The organism is Brevibacillus sp. B_LB10_24, from assembly GCF_046036945.1.
Taxonomy (GTDB): Bacteria; Bacillota; Bacilli; order Brevibacillales; family Brevibacillaceae; genus Brevibacillus_C.
The window spans coordinates 127,634-146,909 of the sequence record NZ_JBJQOQ010000011.1 but is presented as its reverse complement, the minus strand read 5'-3'; the positions used below and the strand labels follow the sequence as shown (position 1 = coordinate 146,909).

The following is a 19,276-nucleotide window of genomic DNA, read 5'->3' as shown; positions in this document are numbered from 1 at the left end:
CAAGATAAGGGGGTATGACTCAAATCCAATTTCGGGGCTTAAAAGAAACTGTTAAACGTTCCTTTGACCTTAGACACCATCATATGCCGAATTGCGAAATCGACACTACTGTGTGCTGCATCTACATCCCACTTAAACTTTGCCATGAAAACCCTCCTGATAATATTCTAACCCATTTACATAACAGAATAGACGAATGAAATAGATTTAATACTTCATGATCCATACCGAGCTTGGCTCTAGAGACAATTAGGTCACTAACTGTTGAGTTCTTGTTATATTGACTTTGTAACAATATTCCGATTCACCAATTGGGATTTTGTTCTCCATCTACATGATACCCGTATCAGGTTTGTTGAACGCAAAAAAGCACTTGTCGCCCATTATAGACAATCAAGTGCTCTAAGGTAAAAGTTATCCAAGTTAGCAATATCCACTGAAATGAGAACGTCATCTCGCCCGGTTCTCGTTGGTCTACTGTATAGTATGCTCGTATCCTAGTCCATTAGTAATTCCCTTTATTTCGTTACCGTAAAGATCGTATCATTTTCTTTAAGATGCTTTATTTTATCCGAATAATCTTGTTCTGCCTGGTTTTTTGTCAGTATGTTGCTGGAGACTAACAAGTCATAAAATGACTTCAGCATCTGTGTTGATATAGTCATGGGAAATCGCTCAGAAGTAATCATCATTCTCTGCCCATCAATTAGGACAGAAGCTGTTTTTTCAGGCTGTACAAGCTCAATCTGTACGCCGTTCCCGTCCATTACAAAATACATTTCCTTTCCATTTTCAAACACTAAATGTTTTACTTCTGCCCCGTTTGCTAAGCGACTCTGGATTTCTTTCATTGAATAGCCCGGATTCGGATCATTTTTCAGAAGCCAGTTAGCAAAATCTTTTGCGTCGACACTGTCGGTATCATAATTTTTCCAAACTGACCCGTTATCCTTACTAATCAGTATGGAGTTATCATTTGTTATACGCAGATACATCTCATTGTCCAAATAAACCGCCCTATATTTTGAAGAGTTAAGTTTGTCAATCAACTCCGGTACATCCGATTTGGTAAATGTTAAATCAATCGGCATTAGGGCTGTCGTGGATTCGCCTTGGTATAAAGCGGGCGTACTTTCGGTCATAGTTATTTCGACACCAGGGGCCGCTTCCATACTGTTCAGTGCAGAAGTCGCAAAGACCGTAACGGTTCCGGCCACAATCACAATAGCGAGCAGTATCGCTGTGATCGAGGTTTTCTTAGTTTTCATAATAGATATAATCCTTTCTTCGATTGAGTTTTTGGAAAAATTACTGGTTAATGGGGACAGTCCACTCTTTTTTTCTTCCAAACGGACAAGTGCCATAGCATAAACGGGTTTTATGCTTTCCCCAAATGTCCATATAACCTTTTCATCACAGGATAGCTCTATGTCGCGGTTGGCAAGAATGTACATGACCCACACGAAAGGGTTAAACCAATGGATACACACGCTGGAGGCAAGCAACCACTTTTTGAGCGTGTCAAATCGTTTGATGTGTGTATATTCGTGGGTAAGGATAAGCGCAAGTTGTTTTTCATCGGTATAATCTATATTTTTCGGCAAGAGTACCACAGGCTGAAAAATACCATAGGTGAGCGGAGTCAAAATTTTATCTGATTGCCGGATATGTACCTTTCGCCATAAAGGATTCGTCTTCTGCCATTTTCTGATGAAATCACTTTTAATCGGTAATGACATTCTGTAATTATGACGACACCTTACATGCGGGATGAAGAAAAACAAAGCGCATGACGTAAAACCAATAAGCCATACCAACACAAAAGGCGATATTGGTGTAGCCGTCTGTAGTGGTACGGTTAGGATCGTCATACTGTCTGTTATTGGTGGCATGATAACCGTGCCGCCATTTAAAAGGGTTGAGCTTTCCGTTATGGGCGTTATCTCTTGTACTGTAAACATCTTTCCTAAATAGTTAACTGCCGTAAAAATGCTAAATTGCGAATGAACAGAAACAGGAACAAACAGTCGGAATAAGGCGATACCCCAAAGCACGAGAAAGGTCATTTTGGGCACTTTATGAAGGAGTAGGAAACGAAAGAACACAACCGCAAGAATGAAGATGGAAGCCGATATACTCATTTCAAGTAACGACATCCCCCACCTCATTGCAAACGCTCAATAATTTGTTTTAAGCGGTTAATTTCCTCTGTCGTCAACTGTCTCTGCCCCAAAAGCGAAGCAATCAGCCTGTCGGGGGCACCATTATACATCTTATTGATCAGTTCTGTTGTTTCATATTCCTGCGCCTGCTCCCGCGTAACTAACGCACGGCAAACGAAATTTGGATCTTGCCGTTCAATCGCCCCTTTATCAAGGCACCTCTTGATGATTGTATAGGTTGTTGTCTTACTCCAACCCACTTTTTCCTTCGTAATTTCCGCAATCCTCTTTGCAGTGGTGTCACCATCTCTCCACAAGATTTCCATGATATTAAGCTCGCTGTCGAACAGCTTCATAACCATTTGAAAGCACCTCATTTCGACCTTGTTCTACTGTAGTAGAATTATATATGCATTCTACTAGAGTAGAATCGTTTTGTCGAGAGGGTTCAATAACTGTTGTTAACAATCACAAACATGTTCAAACAACTACTTTTCTTTCTTTATACTTCCCTTCAAGAAAATTCCATGTAAGCCTGATACTCTCCCTTATAAGGTTTACCATGTTCATTTCAACCCTCGTTATACAATAGTTATCTGCATGCAAAAAAGGCTCACTCCATTTGTAACAAGTGGAATAAGCCTCCTAAGTGGTGGTCAAGTTTATATAATCAAATTTGTAAAGTGTGTTGCGAGTTTCAGTTTACGACCCTTCCTGCAAGAAGTAAACCAGCAATTATCACGATCGCCCCCGTTAGCCACCATTCTGGCGAATGCGGAGATTAAGTCGAATTTTATAGTTATGAATCACGGAACGATTTCAAAAACGGTCCCTTGGTGAAAATCAGCCACCTTCATAGATCCATTAACCCCTAAATATAGTCTGGTTTGATCCAGATTCGTTCCCAAACTAACATAATAAGCTGATCGAGATCCAAAATCATAATCGGTTTCAATAACACTAAAATCATTTAGTTTACAATCAGTTCGTACCCTGGTATAAGCTAAAACCCCTCTCACTGGAGGATGAGATCCTTTTCTGGCAAGATCGGTAAACACAATGCTTCCCGTTAAATCGGGGATTTCATTCCCCATATAGGGCTGGACTCCTGTAAGCGCAGTTCCACCAAATTTATCTGGCCTTGGATCTTTATGAAAATAACTCGTTAAAGGCGGAAGACGCCTTACCGAAGTTTTTACTGCATCATCGTAATAAGCAATTGGTTTCTCATCCAAAGTTGGATTTGCCGAGCAGCTCTTCATCATCAAAGTAGGAAAAGCACCTTCCCACCCTCGCCAGCCAAAGTTAATAAATCCTTCCTGGTCAAGTTCAGCATTCATGAAAGAAGCTTGAACAAGCTGGGTAACCGGTATTGGTTTATAATGAACGAATGAAAAAATCGACTCTACCAAATCCTGTCCGACAATCCCCACATATTTGATATACTGATTATAGAACCTTTGAAATGAAATGCCTGGAATATTGCGAACCCCTTTGGCAATTACCGTAAGCATCTCCTGAATAGGTGCGGGAAGTTCATCAAAACGTGTGACTACGGGTGGATTATAATTAAATGTATATGTAACTACATCAATTTCAATAATTTTGCCGGCGATTTCCATATCATCCTGACTTAAATTAAATGGATCGTAGCCTGATCCACCATCTCCGGTAGTTAAAACAAGTTTTCCTGTTTCTGGTGAAAAGTTTAAGCTACTGACACCATTATGATTTAAAAATGGTCTTCTTACGTTAAGTATTGTCCGTCGCTTTTGAGGTTGACCATTCGATTGTAGAATCCATTCTTCAACTGTATCAATATGATCGTATTGTGTTTCTCTATTTGTCCACTTTAGGTTTAAGGTTTTAGGATCACACGGATTAGGCTTAAAAGATTCAAAAGCACCTGGAAGGGCACCTGGACCTTGTGTTCCGGCTACTGAAAAATGAAGATAGAAAAGACCGTTATAATGAAAATTGGGATGAAACGCCAGCCCTATCAACCCCCGTTCATCATATCCACCACTAGAGACACCTAGTTTTATGATTCGCGGGCTAATATCTAAAAAAGTCCTTATCACTCCGTCTCGTATGTATAAGATCTCCCCTACCTGGGTAGTAACAAATAAACTTTCAATTGAATCACCTGGAAGTACAGCTGTTTTCAAAACAGTGGGCATATTTATCTTACTTACAATGGGGCGTAAACGAACCTTGACTTTTCTCAACTCATTTTTGCACTCCCTCCTCTTGTTACCTTTAGTAAGAATATGATAAGAACTGTGTCCTTAGTACCGGTAACATCTTTAAACTGAGCTACGCTTCCTTCCGGTCGAGGAAACGCTGCAGCCGTGAGCTGATGCCGCTTTCAGCGGGTAGCTCTGCAGAGCCAAACGATACAAATGCTTGTGTTCGTCAGCGTCAAGCTGGAGGGTGACGGCCAGCCAGTTTTTTCTGGCTAACCATAGTTGCATCTACTTCCACACCCTACGTAAGTTCAATACTTCCTGCAGATACCCCCATACGGATACGGGGCTCATGATAATTTGATAGCCTAATGTGAATAGGACCAGTCCGAACAAATTTTTTCTGACTCTTAAGCCGAGCTTCCGGAATACGGATTTCTGGTAAGTAAATAAAATATAATAGCTGAGAAATGTAATGGGCAACACTAATAAAGATAGCGGTCCGACAATCCAATACTTCCCGCAAAAAGCGAGGAAGACGCCTGGTATCCAACAAAAGGTGTACGTAAAGTCGATCAACGGCATAACGAGGTTTACTCCTGTCAGGTATTTCCCGGCAATGTGGGGCTGCTCCCAAGGCTTAACCGCCTTTAACCCTTCGATCATCCCCCTCGCCCATCGGCTCCTTTGTCTAATAAAATGCACAAGTGAAGTCGGGACCGTTGTGAAGGAGACAGCCGTCGGCTCGAAAAAAACTTTATATCCTTGTTTCAGGAATTTCCAGGTCAGGACAATATCCTCACCTATCACATCTGGCCAGCCGCCCATCTCCTTTACTACTTCCGTCTTATACAAACTGAAAGCACCTTGTGCAACCAACGTCTGCTGATACATGCCCTGCAGCCTCTTCACAGAAGCAATTGCCAGAAAGTAATCCCATTCTTGAATTTTCCCAAGCAGAGTACCCCGGCTATTTCTTACAAGTACCGCGCCTGCAACCGCGCAAACATCTGGTGGAGCAGACACCATTCTGGCCACAATATTGTTGATGGCATCCTTATGTAGTAATGTATCGGCATCCAGTGTCAGGACCCAATCCGTTTTTACATATTTTAGACCTGTATTCAAAGCATAATTCTTTCCGGGCCTTCTTTCGTTTACAACGGTTATATTTAGCCCCAGAAGGGAACCGAAGATGCGCCCCATCGCTGAAGTGCAGTCTTTTGAATTGTTGTCGATTACGATGACATGTATTTTGCCGGCGTACTCTTGCTTGGCAATCTGCGCTAATGTGTCCGTGATCCCCTTTTCTTCATTCCAGGCGGCAATTAACACCGTAACCGGAATATCTGGTCTTTCTACCTTGAATTTGGGCTGCCGGTCGAGTAGTAAACTGCATACCATAAAAGCGTTCAAATACCCAGGTATGTAGGCGATGCCCGTTATCGATAGCAATGCGAGAGGAAAAGATATGATCTCAGCCAACTCAACGATCCATTTTTTTGACAAATAGATCGAGAAGGCAAGCCATAGCATCGAAATAACGTGCGCTATAACGAACTTTACCATGACAGGAATGTACAATCCCGGTTTGTATGACGTTGTGATCGTTCTTGCATCCGCGTTGTGATTAAGTTCCAAGATATGTCCTCCAACTGCTCGTTGTAGCTGCACGTCTACATTCTTGTCCCATAATACAATTGCATTTGTTTATTCTAGTAACTGCAGCATATGAACTGCTAGAAAAGGACAAGTACAAGTACTGTCTCTACCTATTCCAAAAAATGATGCTCGGACAAAGCTCAGTGACAAACGAGCTATAAATTGCGCCGTATGATCGTCTCAAACCATTTCCATGGAAGCACCGTTTTGGCAAACGCCGCCAGCAGGGCGCCTTGGCCCATTGTATAGCGAAGCTTGGGACGACGTTTCTTGGCAGCATTGACGACGGCCCGTGCAACCTCGATCGGGTTCGGAGCCGTTTCCGCCGAACGGCGCGAATAGCGCAGAACGGCTTCCATTTGTGCCGCATACGGCGAGTCGGGCTTCGTCAGTATCGAAGCGAATCCTTTCTGCCATATCGGCGTCTTATACGAGCCCGGCTCGATCAGGACGACCTGAATGCCGAACGGCAGCATTTCCAGGCGCAGCGCTTCACTGAATCCCGCGACGGCAAACTTCGAGGCGGCGTACGGCCCATAACCGGGAAAGCCGATTTTGCCGCTGACGCTGCCGATGTTGATGATCCGGCCGGATCTTTGCTCGCGCATGGCGGGCAGCACCGCTTTCGTCACAGCGACGACGCCGAAGAAATTCGTGTCCATTTGCCGCTGCCACTCGGCAAGCGGAATATCCTCGACGAATCCGCCGACTGCAAACCCCGCATTGTTCACAAGGACATCGATGCCGTCATATTCGCTTTGCACGTCCTGAATGACCGCTTCCACTTGAGCAAAGTCCGTCACATCCATTGCCAGGCAGCGTACAAAAGGCGATACGCCCGCATTCGCCGCAGCGGCAATCAACTCTCCCTGCTTGTCGACGTCGCGCATCGTTGCGATCACATCGTACCCTTCCTTCGCCAGCTCAATGCAGGATAACAACCCGAAACCGCTCGACGAGCCGGTGACCAGCGCGACCGGACGACGGCTTCCGTTTGTGTTCCGATTCATGCTGCTTCTCCTCCCGCTTCATGCATTTACACTTTGAAGATCACCGTTCCCTGCTATAATCCACCGCGGCTACAGCATCCACTTCTGCATCAGCGGAACGCCGACCCGGTTGATCAGTATGGACAGGATCGACCAGCATAGTCGGCAGTAAAGGGGCAGATGGCGGTCATGCACGACATTGTATTCGAGATGCCCGATCGGGCCGGGGGTTTCTCTTGAATTGTGCTGCGCCGAAGCTACTCATGTTCATGTATGAAATACGTATACCTAACAGCCCAGCGAAAAAACTTTAGGCATTCACCCGTTCCGCCACTTGTTTTACTGCCTGTTCCGCCGTCGCTTTTGCCGTACGGATGCAATCGGGCAAGCCTACGCCCTCGTATCCCGCGCCCGTAATGAAAACGCCGGGGAGCGTCTCGCTTAATTGCGAACGGAAAGCGGCTAGCGATTGAACATGTCCTACCGGATATTGCGGCATCGAGCGGCGTAGGCGTGTCACTTCCGTAAACAGCGGCTCTGCCCTCAAGCCCATAATATGGTGCAAATCTTTACGCACGAGCGCGATCAGTTCTTCGTCGGGCAGATCGACGTAATGCTCCTCACCGTCGCGCCCGACGTAACAGCGCAGCAACGCTTTGTCGCCGGGGCTCGTATGCAGCCATTTAGCCGAGGTCCATGTACAGGCCGTAATGGCCGGACCTTCTCCCCGCGGAACGAGCAAGCCGCTGCCGTCCAATACTTGGGCGATGTCCTCCCGCTCGAAGGCTAAGACGACATTGGCGACGGATACGTAATTGATCCGCTGCAACGTATCCACATTGAGATGCGGCGCCAATAGCGGTGCAGTTACGAACGCTGGCGTCGTCGCGATCACGGTGTCTGCCGCGAGTCGGCGTCCGTCGTGCAGTTCAAGGAGATAGCCGCGCCCTTCCTCTTCGGATAAGGGCTGCAGCTTCTCTACCGCGGTTCCGGTCCATACCCGGACGTCCGATGCCGATAGCTCGCGTGTCAAGGCGTTTACGATGCTTTGCAGCCCTTGGCGGAACGTCAAGAACACCGTATTCTTGGCGATTTCCGGCTGGCCTTCCGGAATGTTCGGTTTTTGCCGGTTGATTCTCGTTCCTTTAATGAGGCTGCCGTATCGTCTTTCCGCTTCATGGAATTGCGGGAACGTCGCCTGCACGCTCAATTTATGCGTATTGCCCGCATAAATGCCGGCGAGCAGCGGCTCGACTATATTTTTCAGCACTTCGCCGCCCAAACGGCGGGTAATAAATGCTCCTAGCGATTCGTCCTCCAGTTCATTGCCGGACTCCGGGGTGCGCGCCGGCATGTACAAGTCCATTAAAGCGCGCAACTTGCCGGGCAAGGAGACGAGATCGCTTTGCATAAAAGGGTCGATTTCCGTCGGAATGCCGAGTACAAGTCCGGGTGGCATACCTCGAAGCTTCCCTTCATGCCAAATATACGTTTTTTTCGCTGCCGGATTGGTGGCGACCAGTTCATGCTCAAGCCCGAGATCCCTTGCCAGGTCGATCATGGCTTGTTTACGCGCTAGAAACGAATCCGGACCTTTCTCGATCACGAAGCCATCGCGATGCAGCGTATTGATTTTACCGCCGAGCACGTCTTCTTTTTCCAACAACGTAATTTCGGCCGCAATCTGATGTTTTTTACAAGTTTGATAGATATAAAAAGCGGAGGCTAATCCGCTGATTCCCCCGCCAATGACGACAAAACGATGCGCTTGCTCTGCCATTTGGTCTACTCCTTTCCTTCCCATTGCTTCCTTACCACATCGGCCAACGTCTCTATAAATAACGGATCGGTATTCAAAGACTCCGTCCGCGCGAACTTGATGCCTAACTCTTTTGCCAGTGCTTGCGCTTCGATATCCAGGTCGTACAGCACTTCCAAATGATCGGAAACGAACCCGATCGGGGCAACCAGTATGTTTTTCGCCCCGTCTTTGGCGAGCGCGCTCATCGTGTCGAGCACGTCCGGACCGAGCCAAGGCGTTGCCGTTCTTCCTGCGCTTTGCCACGTAAACTGCCATTGCGGCAACCGGACCCGATCCGCAATGAGACGGGACGTTTCCAATAACTGCTCCGGATACGGGTCTCCCATCTCGACAATTTTCTCCGGCAAACTATGGGCGCTGAAGAGAACGCGGACTTGATCGCGCGCCACCCCTTGCCGCTCGAATTGCTGCAGCGAATGTTCAACCCGCTGTACCAGCGCTTCGATCAGCTTGGGATGGTCGTGGTAGCTCTTCACGAACGATATTTTTAAACCGAGTTCGTCCGCCTTCGCCTGGGCCCGCTGGTTGTACGCCCCTACGCTCATGACCGAATAATGCGGCGCAAGCACGACGCCAACCGCTTCGCGAATACCGTCCTTCACCATCCGCTCCACGCCGTCTTCAATAAACGGACTGGCATGTTTCAAGCCCTGGTAGCAAACGAATTGTACATCGCCAGCACTCCGCCCGCGATTTAACGTTTCCTCCAAAGCCGCAACTTGCTTGTCCGTATTTTCCCTTAACGGAAATACTCCGCCGACGATCGCCTCGTAACGGTCCGTTAGCTCCTGCAACTGCTCAGGGGAAGGCTTATTTCCGCGCCGAATATGAGTATAGTAAGCTTCGATCTGATCCATGCTTTCTGGCGTACCGTATGACATCACCAGTACGCCGATTTTTGTATGTGCCATTTCCATCCCTCATTCTAGTTTTGTTTCAAAGCCGATTCCGAATAAGTATGCACATATGCCGTCAGTTCCCGCAGTTTGTCCAAGGACGCTTCCGGAAACAAGCCATGCCCGAGGTTGAAAATATATCCTGGCTGCTCGATGCCTTGATCCATAATTTGCCGCGCATGCTCTTCGATGACGGACTGCGGCGCGGTTAAGACGAGCGGATCCAAATTGCCTTGCACGGCGAATTGGTTGTCCAATCTCCGCCGGCCTTCCCGAATTGACACGCGCCAGTCAAGCCCGATCACGTCGGCCTCAAGATTACGTAAGGACGGAAGCAATTCGCCCGAGCTGACTCCAGGGAAATATATTTTCGGCACGTCCAAATGTTGCAATTCCGCAAAAATGCGTGTAATCGTCGGCAAAACATAACGCTCAAAATCATGCGGTGCCAATGCCCCCACCCAACTGTCAAACAATTGGAAGGCTTTGCCGCCCGCGGCGATATGCGCCCGCAAGTATTGGATAACCATATCCCCGAGCTTGTCCATGAGCGCAAACCAAATGTCCGGCGCGCCGTACATCATCTCTTTCGTACGAATATAATTGCGGGACGGACGTCCTTCGATCAAATAACTGGCAATGGTAAACGGCGCGCCGGCAAATGTAATGAGCGGGACTTGAAGCTCGCGGTCCAATATGCGTATCGTCTCGATGACATGCCCCAAATCTCCTTCCACGTCGATCGGCCGTAAATTGTCGACATCCTGCGCCGAACGAATCGGATTATGTATGACTGGTCCGACATTGGCTACAATATCAAAATCAATGCCTAGCGAAGCGACCGGATTCATAATGTCGGAGTATAGAATCGCCGCGTCGACCCCTAATTTATGGATGGGCATAAGTGTAACTTCCGCAGCCAGTTCAGGTATACGGCAAATTTCGAGCAAACTGTATTTTTCTTTGATTTTACGATAATCCGGGTCGTATCTGCCAGCCTGACGCATGTACCATACCGGGATTTTATCCACCGTTTGTTTGCGGCAAGCGCGAATAAATCGATCGTTATAAGCCATTCGTCATACCTCTTTTCTTTATTTTGTCCCTCGTTTCATTCGCCTAAAATACATTATGCCTATTTTCTGATCCCCCAACAACAGTAATACGCCGGCTTCCTTTGACAATCATGTGAATGATGTCACAAACAAAGGACTCGAAGACTGATATAATATAACTACCGCCTTAAAAAGCCAGGGATTGATATCTGAAAGTGATCGTCTTAATTTTGGAGGGAGGTTTATTGAAGAGGAAACAAATGAAATTACTTTAGGTTGGTGAAATTTCATGATGGAAGATTTGATAATGCTTGTCCTGATTGTACTTGTGGCTTCCTTATTACAAACAAGCACTGGTTATGGCTTTTCTATTATCGGAACGCCTTTTTTACTATTACTATATCCGGTTCATACAGCAATCCAAATTAATATTATTCTTTCACTTTGTCTTTCGGTTTTCATGATTTTAAAAATTGGAAAAGAAGTAGACAAACCTTTGTTAATCAGATTAGTGAAAGGTAGTATTACTGGGGTGGTGTTGGGGCTCGTTGTTTATCTTTACATAGATATGCGACTGCTCAAGATGGTCGTTGGAGCACTAATCCTTATTTTAACGGTTCTGCTTGTCTTAAAACGAACGATAAAGCGAACAAGAAACAGAGACATGGTGACAGGGGGTATCTCAGGACTGTTAACAACGAGTATCGGGGTACCCGGTCCTCCTCTGCTGTTGTATTTTTCTGGGGCTGGAACAGATAAGGCCACTCTTCGAAGTACGACTTTGGCCTATTATCTCTTTGTTTATTTTGTAAGCTTAGTCATGCAAATATCGTTTGGCGGAACTAGTAAAGAGGCATGGATATCATCTCTTGTGGCGATACCTTCCCTTTTTGGTGGAATTGTGCTTGGGCAGTTATTTTTTAAATGGATTAGTCAAAAAACGTTTCGATTCATAACTTACGTCATCCTTATATTTACGGGCGGCTATTTGTTGATCACTAGTTTCTAATTTTTTTCGTTGATGGTGGACTGTTTTCAGCTAAAAATAAGGACATGCCTAGTTCGTCGGCATGTCTCATGTCCACATCGAAAGCGGAGAGCAATCTATATTTCTTGCCAGATAATGGGTGAGTTACAGCCGGATGGGACATCACCCAGGCGACGGCAAGCGTTGCAGGGTTTACGCCATGGTCTGCAGCATAAATTCTGCTCTACCTGATTCCTTCAAAAGAAAATCTGGACGGAGATATATCAGATGCCTACTGTAAAACACTGGAGAAAATCGAATTGGCCATACTTGCGCTTGAAAAAATTCCTTGACACCAAAAGATAACCAGTTTAGAGATCTATACGTCATAAGCACCGCTCAATCATCCTTGATTTCCGGTCAAATGAGCGTAAATCTGTCGCTGTCGGGCAAAATAAGTTCGGGACTGTACAAGCAGCGTCCCTATGACAAAACGAGGGAGTGAGATGGATGGCTGAAAACAACAATGGCAATCGGCAAGGTACCGGTGGCCGTAATATCACCAACGCATTAGGCGGCAACGCTGGCGAGGCTGCAGGAACCTTGGGCGGTGCTGGTGTTGGTGCTGCCGCAGGTTCTATTTTTGGGCCGCTCGGTACCGTCGCAGGTGCTGTCATTGGCGGAGCGGTAGGCAACCAGGTAGGGGATCGTTTCGACAACGAAGGCTCCGAGAACCGAACTGAACAGAATAAACAGCCATAGCAGTTTACGATAGACATCATCAAAGCGAACCCACCGTAAAGGACCAATCCTTACACGGTGGGTTTGAATCAGAATGCAAAATACTTGGGACTCGTTTTTTCACCTCTTCAAATAAGCTCCTGCTGTGAATCCCAGTAAAGCAAGTAGAATTCCCAAAATATAGCTTATGAACAGATACGGAACAAAGGTGTTCCACTCTTTCCATTTTCCTAATTGAATGAGCTCCCATTTGAAAGTGGAAAATGTCGTAAAGGATCCGATAAATCCTGTACCAAAAAATAAAATACACACTTCTGAGGGGCGCAGTCCTGCCAGGAAGCCAAGCAAAAATGTCCCAAAGATATTTACGAACAGTGTGCCATATGGCATTGAGGATGCGAAGCGTTGATGTAGCTGGTAGGAGTCATTAGCCATTAGGCGTTTATGGCGAACTCCATCGCCTTATTTTTTTATGATGAAGGCAACTCTTCCGTAGCTTTATTCCCTTTGTTTATCGATTGAGAATGACCTCAATTGGAATGGCTATCACCAAGCCTTCTTTGATCAGTTTTTGCAGCTCGGGGATCATTTTTTTCACTATTCCCGCTGTACCAATAGATTCGATGACAACAGGCCTCTGGGAAGAAAAGAAGGAGAACGGTTTATCCATTCCGTGTATGACCGTTGACCAGATCAGATGATTTTCCCGGAAAACTTCTAGAATGTCGTCGTGTACCTTGCGTCCAAACCATTTCCCTTTCGCTTGGGTGTATATCTTAAGCATGACATATTCATCATCATGTAAAGTCAACTCATTTGCAAACAATCGATAGACTGGTGTTGTAATCATTTTTCCGTGAGGGATCATGTGGCTTAATTCGGGTATTGGTTGTTCAATACGTTCCTCCTCTTCAACCGTCTCAATGGCAATGGGTAAATTATTTAACTGGATGGACTCAAAAGAAAGGACTCGCAAATCATTCTTCTCTCCAATACCTTCGTCGGCTCGAATACAAGTCAGATCCGAAAATCCCGTTTGCTGAAGAATTTGGGCAATATCGCGATATAATAAACGGTTGTCTTTGCCGATTTCAAACTCCCCTACCACAATTTGAAGCAGTTTTTGCAGCGACATCACGACCACCTCTTCAGCATTTGATCCGATGGGCAACAACAGGAGAAGTGATGGAACCATGTGACTTACCCCAGTGAATGCTTCATGGGATCAAAAAGAAACGGTTAAATGCCGCAGGGCAGCTGTTTATTTTTTCTGTTCTTTCCTTGTCTTGCCCTAGGCCATCCCCCGTTTTCCCGGCTCCTGAACTCCTAACTACTCACTCCCGGCAAGTGCTACATAATATACAGGATAACTGTCTGGGCAGTCGTATGACACCGGGTTGACTCGCATGTTTGGAGCAACCGATGCCCGAACGGAGGCTGATCAATGTTTACATTAAACGGCAGCGAGCTTACGCATTTTTTGTTGGCGATGGCTTGCCTACTGGCTACGGCCAACTTTCTCGGGTATGTCGCCGAACGCCTGGCGATCCCCCGGGTAATCGGGGAAGTGGCTGCCGGACTGGTGCTTGGCCCTACCTTTCTGGGAAGTGTTTTTTTCGATAGGTTCAATTGGCTGTTCTTAGGGTTTTCGGCTGAGGACAAACTGTTCGGACTCGTCTGTCAAATCGGATTAATGATGCTCTTGTTTACTTCTGGATTAAAGTTTCAGACGCAGTTCAACAATCACGACCTCAAAATCGTAGCCGCAATCGTCGTCGGCTCCACCGTTCTTCCATTTGCCATCGGCTGGATATCGACGTCGGTGTTTCCGGTTACTGCCTACCTGGGACCGGCCAACAACTTATTTGCTTTCAAAATCGTCGTCGCCATCTCCATTGCGGTAACCTCGATTCCAGTCATATCGAAAATATTCCATGATCTTGGAATTATGCATTCGCGCTTTGCAAAGCTGATTGTGGTCATTGCCGGAATCCATGACGTCCTGCTGTGGGCCGCTTTGGGCATCGCCACCTCCGTTGCCGGCCAAGGGGGTGAGGCCACTGTCGGAACCATTTCCCAAAGCTTGGCGGTCACGGCAGCTTTTATTGTCGGTTTCCTGCTGGCGGCTACTTTTCTGTTGAAACGGACAACGTCTTTGAAAACGAACGTCCTGTTCCGCTCCTCCCCGCTGGGATTCGTTTTGCTGATCTTGTTCGGCACCGTCGCCGCCGCTGGCTATCTTGGCGTGGACACCATTTTTGGGGCCTTGCTGGCGGGGATTGCGGTCAAATGGTCCTTGCCCCAAAAGCTTTTGCAGCGAATTGAGCATAGTGTCGGTCATATGTCGTATTCCTGGTTCATCCCCGTCTATTTTGCCACCGTCGGTCTTCAATTGGATCTCGCCCATCAATTCGATGTGTTCTTTTTCGTCAAGTATCTTGCGTTTGCAACCGCCGCCCAAGCGATCATCGTTTATGCGACTTCCCGGATGATACGCCTGGATCGTTTGTCGAGCATGAATTTCGCCCTCGCTATGAACGCCCGAGGAGGGCCGGGGATCGTCCTGTCCACCATCGCCTATAGTGTTGGGATTGTGAACCAGGAGTTTTTTGCCGTGCTTGTGATGCTGTCACTAGCTACTTCCTGGTTGGCGGGTTCCTGGCTTCGCTTTGTGCTGAACAAGGGATGGAGACTTATGCCCGGGGACGAATACTTGTCACCCGAACGTCCGAACGATTATGTTGCCGACCCGACCAAATCTTTATAATTCAAACGACAGGAGGAGGCTGATTCGCCCTGATTTTTTCTAAGCACTGGGCTAGGACGAGGATTTTGCCGGAGTTCTATCTGGTTTATCTGGAATGACTCTTCTGGCGAACAGGAAATGCTCGTACCAATACTCTCCCTCTTTTTCGTCCTTGTGAATATTGCTTATAATGACCCCGGTACCCGGTTCATATGTATGAAGGATTTGTCCGTCACCCATATAGATTCCCACATGTCTTACCTTGTTTAATCCAGTCTCGTTGGGAAAATCTTCATCAGAAAAGAACATGATGTCGCCTTTGCGCATATTTATGAACGGTACCTCTACACCTTGTACTGCCTGCTCTCTCGCATGATAACCTAATGGGATACCGTGTCTTGCGTAAAGATATTGTACGTAAGAAGAACAGTCGAATGCTTTATCCTCAAACCTTGGTGTACCATAAACATACGGTTTTCCCCAATAACGCAACCCGTCTGCGATAATCGAATCAGCCGTCTTTTTCCATTCAGGAGTATCTGCTGCTTGATTGATGCGAAGTGGAGCGACATGGTCAGCTCCAGGGGTTCTACTCCCATCGTATCCTTTTGTCCGTGGTCTATTATCGTCATTGCAAGCAGACAATCCCCCAGCGATGAGGATCGTGAGTAACAACTTTGTTATTTTTAACAAATTGGCGTTCATAGACCCTACCTCCTTAAACTAATGTTCGTTTTCAGGAGGTATGCTATCCGTGTGAAAAGATGGGTAAAAAACAGCGGCGGTTAAAGACTTTCTTTTAAAGTCTTTAACCGCCGCTGCTGCTCATTTGCCTGAAACCGTATTTCATATCCCCGCCCAAACATCCTTCACATAGCTTCCTTTTGCCTGAAGGGATTCCAGCCAGTTTTCAGCTTCCTGTTCGTCAACCCCATGTACAGACTGATAAGCTTTCCGCAGCTCGCTTTCTACATCCGGAGCCATTTTACTGCCGTCTCCACATACGTAAAGCCTTCCTCCTTGGTCAAGAATGCGGATGATGTCTGCTGCATTCTGAGCCATCAAATGTTGTACGTATGTTTTCGGTGCGCCTTCCTTGCGGGAAAATGCCGTATGAAGCGCAACCACTCCGTCTCTTTGATATTGTTCCAGTTCTTCACGGTAGATAAAATCCACGTCATTCCTGCAGCCGAAGTACAGATGTGCTTCACCAAGAGATTTTCCTTCCTGCTTCATCATCGCACGAGCCTGCAGGAAACCGCGGAAAGGCGCTACCCCGGTTCCCGGACCTACCATGATAATCGGTGTCTGCGGGTCTTCCGGGAGTTGGAATCCAGATTCGGGTGTACGGACAAACATGACAAGATCTTCACCCGGCTTGCGTTGGGCCAAGTAATGGGACGCAACTCCGCGATATTCCCCTCGCCCGCTCCAGGCAGGGCTGCGGACCACTCCTACCGTTATGCTGGCGCGTTCGGCATTCATCCGCGGGGAACTTGAAATCGAATAGGTTCTCGGTTTTAGCGGGGGCAAAAGCTCCAAAAACTTCTCAAACGGTATTTCGCATGCTTCGTATTTTTCGACGAGGTCAAGCATCGTAACCCGTCTTTTCAATATCTGTTCTTCGTAGATTCCCTCCCCCAGCAAAGCTTCCAATTCTCGCTTATGCGGAGGACAAGCTGTGTAAGCGGCCACTTCACGGATTTGGGCGCGAGTCGCAGCCTCCTGCACTTCTACGCTGTGGCTCAGAAGGTCGACGAGAGAGACTGGCCGACCCAAACGCAGGTGGGAGGCACTGACTCCGCTTGCGGTCAAGATTACTTGATCGTTCCCGCTCAAACCAAATCGCTGCAGAATGCGGTCGACATTCTCTTTGCTGTTCCTCGGGAAGACTCCAAGGTGATCGCCCTCCTGATACGCAACCCCCTCGGGCAGCTCGATCTCGATATGCCTTGTGCTTTGCTCGCTGCCTGACTTCTGAAGTTCACGGTTTTCCGCCACCGTGGCGCGTACGGCTTCGTACGACTCAGCGAGAGGAGTATCTGCAAAGCCGCTGACAAACTGGATGTTCAGTGTACTCCGTTCCTTCTCCGCATTTTCGTTCAACTGCAAGTCGAATGTCTTCATCGCATCTGCCCACATTTGACTTTTCCAGGCATCCAGCTGCTTTTCGAAGTCTCCGCTCGCATCAGCTTCTCCGCGTAGCGAAAACCTCGTCGCTCCTTTTTCGGCGAGCATCTCGTCGATGTAACGCGGTACCTCTTGATACGTGGACGCCCAGTTGTGATCTCCGCAGCCAAATACGGCATAGGTAACTCCCGCAAGTTCCCCCGGTTCAACCTGTTCCAGCCACTGAACGAACTGACGTGCATTGCTTGGCGGTTTTCCGTTATAAGAAGAAGTGATGACTAAGAGGGCGCCTTCTTTTGGCAAGTGGCCTAACCGATCATTCAGCGGAGCTGCTTCACTGCGAATCCCGTGCAGGCGGGCGATGTCCGCCAATTCTTTCGCAATCCGCTCCGCCGTGCCCATATTGGACCCGTAAAGAACCAGCAGCGGCCTGTTGTTCACGCCCATGACGGAAACCTTCCGCGATTGATTTTCCTGAGCAGGAGCATTGGCAACGTTCTCTTCAGGTTTGATCGCGATGGGATTGGGCACCTTCTTCTCCCGCAGTTGAACACGCATGGTAAAATCATCGGGTTTCAGCGTCAGGGTTTGTTTGACTTTCAACTGATAGTTCCTATGGTCAATCAATTGAAAGTGTTGAAGAATCATCCCAAGGACCAAAGTCGCTTCGTGAAGGGCGAATTGCATCCCGATACAAGCCCGTTGTCCATTCCCAAAGGGTTTATACGCATGGTTTGGAACTTTGGCAGGGTCTTCGAACCGTTCCGGACGGAATTGTTCTGCATCTTCCCCCCATGCTCCTTTATCCCGATGAAGCTGAGGCAAAATCACGGAAACGCTTTCCCCTTTTTTAATTGGATATTGTCCTCCAATCAGGGTGTCTTCCTTCGCAAAAAGACCGAATTGAGGAGCGGTCGGCCATAAACGCAAGGATTCTTGCAGAATCATGCGGACGTATTTCAGCTGCAGGACTTGTTCATAGGTGGGAACAGAATCTGTCAATACCCGGTCCACTTCTTCGTAAGCCTTTTTTAATACGTCCGGGTTCTTTAACAAAAAGTAAGTGGCAAAGGATAATAAACCGCTCGTGGTCTCATGTCCTGCGATGAGGAAGGTAATGATTTGATAACGAATATTTTCATCATCCAATGGCTCCCCGGTTTCAGGATCTTTGGCGCTCAGCATTCGAGCCAGCAAATCCGTTTCCCCATGATCGCCACTCGCTTTGCGCTCTGCGATGATTTTATCCACCAGGGAGAACATCGATTGAATATCGCGCTCGTACTGACGTTTTGTTTTGACCATCAGCTTGTTTTGGATCGGCAGCCGATTGCGATAATGCATGGCTTCATCCAGAGCGCGAACCATACTGACAATAAAAGGATTTGGCGTTTCCCTGTAGTAACTGTTGAAACGATAGGTAAATCCACACAAGCCAATGGTGTCCAAAGTGAGCCGTGTCATGTCGTCTGGAACGTTGATACTTTCGTCCGGATTCAATCGGGCCCATTTTTGAACAAGCTGCAAAGCGATGTCCACCATCATGTCATGATACCCCTTCATCGCTTGCTGGCTGAAGGAAGGCATCAGGATGTTATGCGCCTTATGCCAATTCGGTTCTTCCGTAAGACTTGTGAATAGTCCATCTCCGGCAAAATCACGAACTTTAAGCAAGTGACCAATAGCCTTGTCAAAACGTGACTCATCACATACATCAGCCACCAAGTCAGGGCCCGAGACGATCAGCACAGATCTTCCAAGTGCCTCGAAGCGAAAAATTGGACCGTACTCGTCAGCGATTTTACAGAAAGACAAAGTCGGTGAATCCTTATCGATTAAGGGTAAATTCCCAAGTACGCCATATGTTTTCGGTTGGGGGATCGGCATGAATTTTTCCATAAAGAAAACTCCTTTTTACCA

The 19,276-nt window shown here is 47.2% G+C and carries 16 protein-coding genes, 1 pseudogene and 1 riboswitch; of the genes and pseudogenes, 3 read left to right on the top strand and 14 right to left on the bottom strand.

Going from position 1 to position 19,276, the window contains the following annotated elements; genetic code table 11:
- Nucleotides 1-44: 44 nt before the first annotated feature.
- The 10 genes and pseudogenes from ACI7RC_RS12795 to hemE all read right to left on the bottom strand — a co-directional run.
- A pseudogene (locus tag ACI7RC_RS12795) lies at nucleotides 45-146 on the bottom strand (YceI family protein); the annotation flags it as partial.
- Between the two features lie 372 nt (nucleotides 147-518).
- On the bottom strand, nucleotides 519-2,156 hold the full coding sequence (locus tag ACI7RC_RS12790; RefSeq protein WP_408108630.1) for a M56 family metallopeptidase: 1,638 nt from the start codon (nucleotides 2,154-2,156) through the stop codon (nucleotides 519-521).
- A gap of 8 nt (nucleotides 2,157-2,164) precedes the next feature.
- Nucleotides 2,165-2,524 carry a BlaI/MecI/CopY family transcriptional regulator gene (locus ACI7RC_RS12785; RefSeq protein ID WP_408108629.1) on the bottom strand — a complete coding sequence of 120 codons (360 nt, stop codon included), beginning with the start codon at nucleotides 2,522-2,524 and terminating at the stop codon, nucleotides 2,165-2,167.
- 444 nt (nucleotides 2,525-2,968) lie between these two features.
- On the bottom strand, nucleotides 2,969-4,390 hold the full coding sequence (locus ACI7RC_RS12780) for a PQQ-dependent sugar dehydrogenase (protein ID WP_408108628.1): 1,422 nt from the start codon (nucleotides 4,388-4,390) through the stop codon (nucleotides 2,969-2,971).
- Between the two features lie 78 nt (nucleotides 4,391-4,468).
- A complete protein-coding gene (locus tag ACI7RC_RS12775) occupies nucleotides 4,469-4,636 on the bottom strand; it encodes a hypothetical protein (RefSeq protein ID WP_408108627.1) in 168 nt (55 codons plus the stop codon).
- Nucleotides 4,637-5,917, bottom strand: a complete 1,281-nt coding sequence (locus ACI7RC_RS12770; protein WP_408108638.1) for a glycosyltransferase family 2 protein — start codon at nucleotides 5,915-5,917, stop codon at nucleotides 4,637-4,639.
- Between the two features lie 248 nt (nucleotides 5,918-6,165).
- A complete protein-coding gene (locus tag ACI7RC_RS12765) occupies nucleotides 6,166-7,020 on the bottom strand; it encodes an SDR family oxidoreductase (RefSeq protein ID WP_408108626.1) in 855 nt (284 codons plus the stop codon).
- 289 nt (nucleotides 7,021-7,309) lie between these two features.
- A complete protein-coding gene (hemG, locus tag ACI7RC_RS12760) occupies nucleotides 7,310-8,779 on the bottom strand; it encodes a protoporphyrinogen oxidase (protein ID WP_408108625.1) in 1,470 nt (489 codons plus the stop codon).
- Between the two features lie 5 nt (nucleotides 8,780-8,784).
- Nucleotides 8,785-9,732 (bottom strand): ferrochelatase, encoded by a 948-nt coding sequence (gene hemH / locus ACI7RC_RS12755; protein ID WP_408108624.1) that lies wholly within the window; start codon nucleotides 9,730-9,732, stop codon nucleotides 8,785-8,787.
- 14 nt (nucleotides 9,733-9,746) lie between these two features.
- On the bottom strand, nucleotides 9,747-10,793 hold the full coding sequence (hemE, locus tag ACI7RC_RS12750; protein ID WP_408108623.1) for a uroporphyrinogen decarboxylase: 1,047 nt from the start codon (nucleotides 10,791-10,793) through the stop codon (nucleotides 9,747-9,749).
- Nucleotides 10,794-11,064: 271 nt separating this feature from the next.
- On the opposite strand from hemE, the gene ACI7RC_RS12745 reads away from it, so the two are divergent.
- Together ACI7RC_RS12745 and ACI7RC_RS12740 are read left to right on the top strand one after the other, a co-directional pair.
- Entirely contained in the window at nucleotides 11,065-11,781 is a 717-nt protein-coding gene (locus tag ACI7RC_RS12745) for a sulfite exporter TauE/SafE family protein (RefSeq protein ID WP_408108637.1), read from the top strand.
- A 468-nt stretch (nucleotides 11,782-12,249) separates the two neighbouring features.
- Complete coding sequence (locus ACI7RC_RS12740; protein WP_408108636.1) at nucleotides 12,250-12,501, top strand: glycine zipper domain-containing protein; 252 nt, start codon at nucleotides 12,250-12,252, stop codon at nucleotides 12,499-12,501.
- Between the two features lie 99 nt (nucleotides 12,502-12,600).
- Here ACI7RC_RS12740 and ACI7RC_RS12735 read toward each other — a convergent pair whose 3' ends face one another.
- Complete coding sequence (locus ACI7RC_RS12735; protein ID WP_408108622.1) at nucleotides 12,601-12,915, bottom strand: fluoride efflux transporter FluC; 315 nt, start codon at nucleotides 12,913-12,915, stop codon at nucleotides 12,601-12,603.
- Nucleotides 12,892-12,951: riboswitch (Fluoride riboswitch) on the bottom strand. It overlaps the preceding gene by 24 nt.
- Nucleotides 12,952-12,991: 40 nt before the next feature.
- Nucleotides 12,992-13,675 (bottom strand): DUF190 domain-containing protein, encoded by a 684-nt coding sequence (locus ACI7RC_RS12730; RefSeq protein WP_408108621.1) that lies wholly within the window; start codon nucleotides 13,673-13,675, stop codon nucleotides 12,992-12,994.
- A 249-nt stretch (nucleotides 13,676-13,924) separates the two neighbouring features.
- Between ACI7RC_RS12730 and ACI7RC_RS12725 the strand changes: the two genes are divergently transcribed.
- Nucleotides 13,925-15,247 carry a cation:proton antiporter gene (locus tag ACI7RC_RS12725; RefSeq protein WP_408108620.1) on the top strand — a complete coding sequence of 441 codons (1,323 nt, stop codon included), beginning with the start codon at nucleotides 13,925-13,927 and terminating at the stop codon, nucleotides 15,245-15,247.
- Nucleotides 15,248-15,298: 51 nt separating this feature from the next.
- Here the strand turns inward: ACI7RC_RS12725 and ACI7RC_RS12720 are convergent, their stop codons facing one another.
- Together ACI7RC_RS12720 and ACI7RC_RS12715 are read right to left on the bottom strand one after the other, a co-directional pair.
- Entirely contained in the window at nucleotides 15,299-15,931 is a 633-nt protein-coding gene (locus ACI7RC_RS12720) for a C40 family peptidase (protein WP_408108619.1), read from the bottom strand.
- Nucleotides 15,932-16,072: 141 nt separating this feature from the next.
- The gene (locus ACI7RC_RS12715) at nucleotides 16,073-19,255 is read right to left on the bottom strand and encodes a bifunctional cytochrome P450/NADPH--P450 reductase (RefSeq protein ID WP_408108618.1); all 3,183 of its coding nucleotides are present in this window, start codon (nucleotides 19,253-19,255) and stop codon (nucleotides 16,073-16,075) included.
- Nucleotides 19,256-19,276 lie beyond the last annotated feature (21 nt).

What these genes read in the sequence shown, in the direction of transcription:
- ACI7RC_RS12790 (WP_408108630.1), bottom strand. Translation starts at nt 2,156, where the DNA reads ATGTCGTTACTTGAAATGAGTATATCGGCTTCCATCTTCATTCTTGCG.
- ACI7RC_RS12785 (WP_408108629.1), bottom strand. Translation starts at nt 2,524, where the DNA reads ATGGTTATGAAGCTGTTCGACAGCGAGCTTAATATCATGGAAATCTTG.
- ACI7RC_RS12775 (WP_408108627.1), bottom strand. Translation starts at nt 4,636, where the DNA reads ATGCAACTATGGTTAGCCAGAAAAAACTGGCTGGCCGTCACCCTCCAG.
- ACI7RC_RS12770 (WP_408108638.1), bottom strand. Translation starts at nt 5,917, where the DNA reads ATGGTAAAGTTCGTTATAGCGCACGTTATTTCGATGCTATGGCTTGCC.
- ACI7RC_RS12765 (WP_408108626.1), bottom strand. Translation starts at nt 7,020, where the DNA reads ATGAATCGGAACACAAACGGAAGCCGTCGTCCGGTCGCGCTGGTCACC.
- hemG (WP_408108625.1), bottom strand. Translation starts at nt 8,779, where the DNA reads ATGGCAGAGCAAGCGCATCGTTTTGTCGTCATTGGCGGGGGAATCAGC.
- hemH (WP_408108624.1), bottom strand. Translation starts at nt 9,732, where the DNA reads ATGGCACATACAAAAATCGGCGTACTGGTGATGTCATACGGTACGCCA.
- hemE (WP_408108623.1), bottom strand. Translation starts at nt 10,793, where the DNA reads ATGGCTTATAACGATCGATTTATTCGCGCTTGCCGCAAACAAACGGTG.
- ACI7RC_RS12745 (WP_408108637.1), top strand. Translation starts at nt 11,065, where the DNA reads ATGGAAGATTTGATAATGCTTGTCCTGATTGTACTTGTGGCTTCCTTA.
- ACI7RC_RS12740 (WP_408108636.1), top strand. Translation starts at nt 12,250, where the DNA reads ATGGCTGAAAACAACAATGGCAATCGGCAAGGTACCGGTGGCCGTAAT.
- ACI7RC_RS12735 (WP_408108622.1), bottom strand. Translation starts at nt 12,915, where the DNA reads ATGGCTAATGACTCCTACCAGCTACATCAACGCTTCGCATCCTCAATG.
- ACI7RC_RS12730 (WP_408108621.1), bottom strand. Translation starts at nt 13,675, where the DNA reads ATGGTTCCATCACTTCTCCTGTTGTTGCCCATCGGATCAAATGCTGAA.
- ACI7RC_RS12725 (WP_408108620.1), top strand. Translation starts at nt 13,925, where the DNA reads ATGTTTACATTAAACGGCAGCGAGCTTACGCATTTTTTGTTGGCGATG.
- ACI7RC_RS12720 (WP_408108619.1), bottom strand. Translation starts at nt 15,931, where the DNA reads ATGAACGCCAATTTGTTAAAAATAACAAAGTTGTTACTCACGATCCTC.
- ACI7RC_RS12715 (WP_408108618.1), bottom strand. Translation starts at nt 19,255, where the DNA reads ATGGAAAAATTCATGCCGATCCCCCAACCGAAAACATATGGCGTACTT.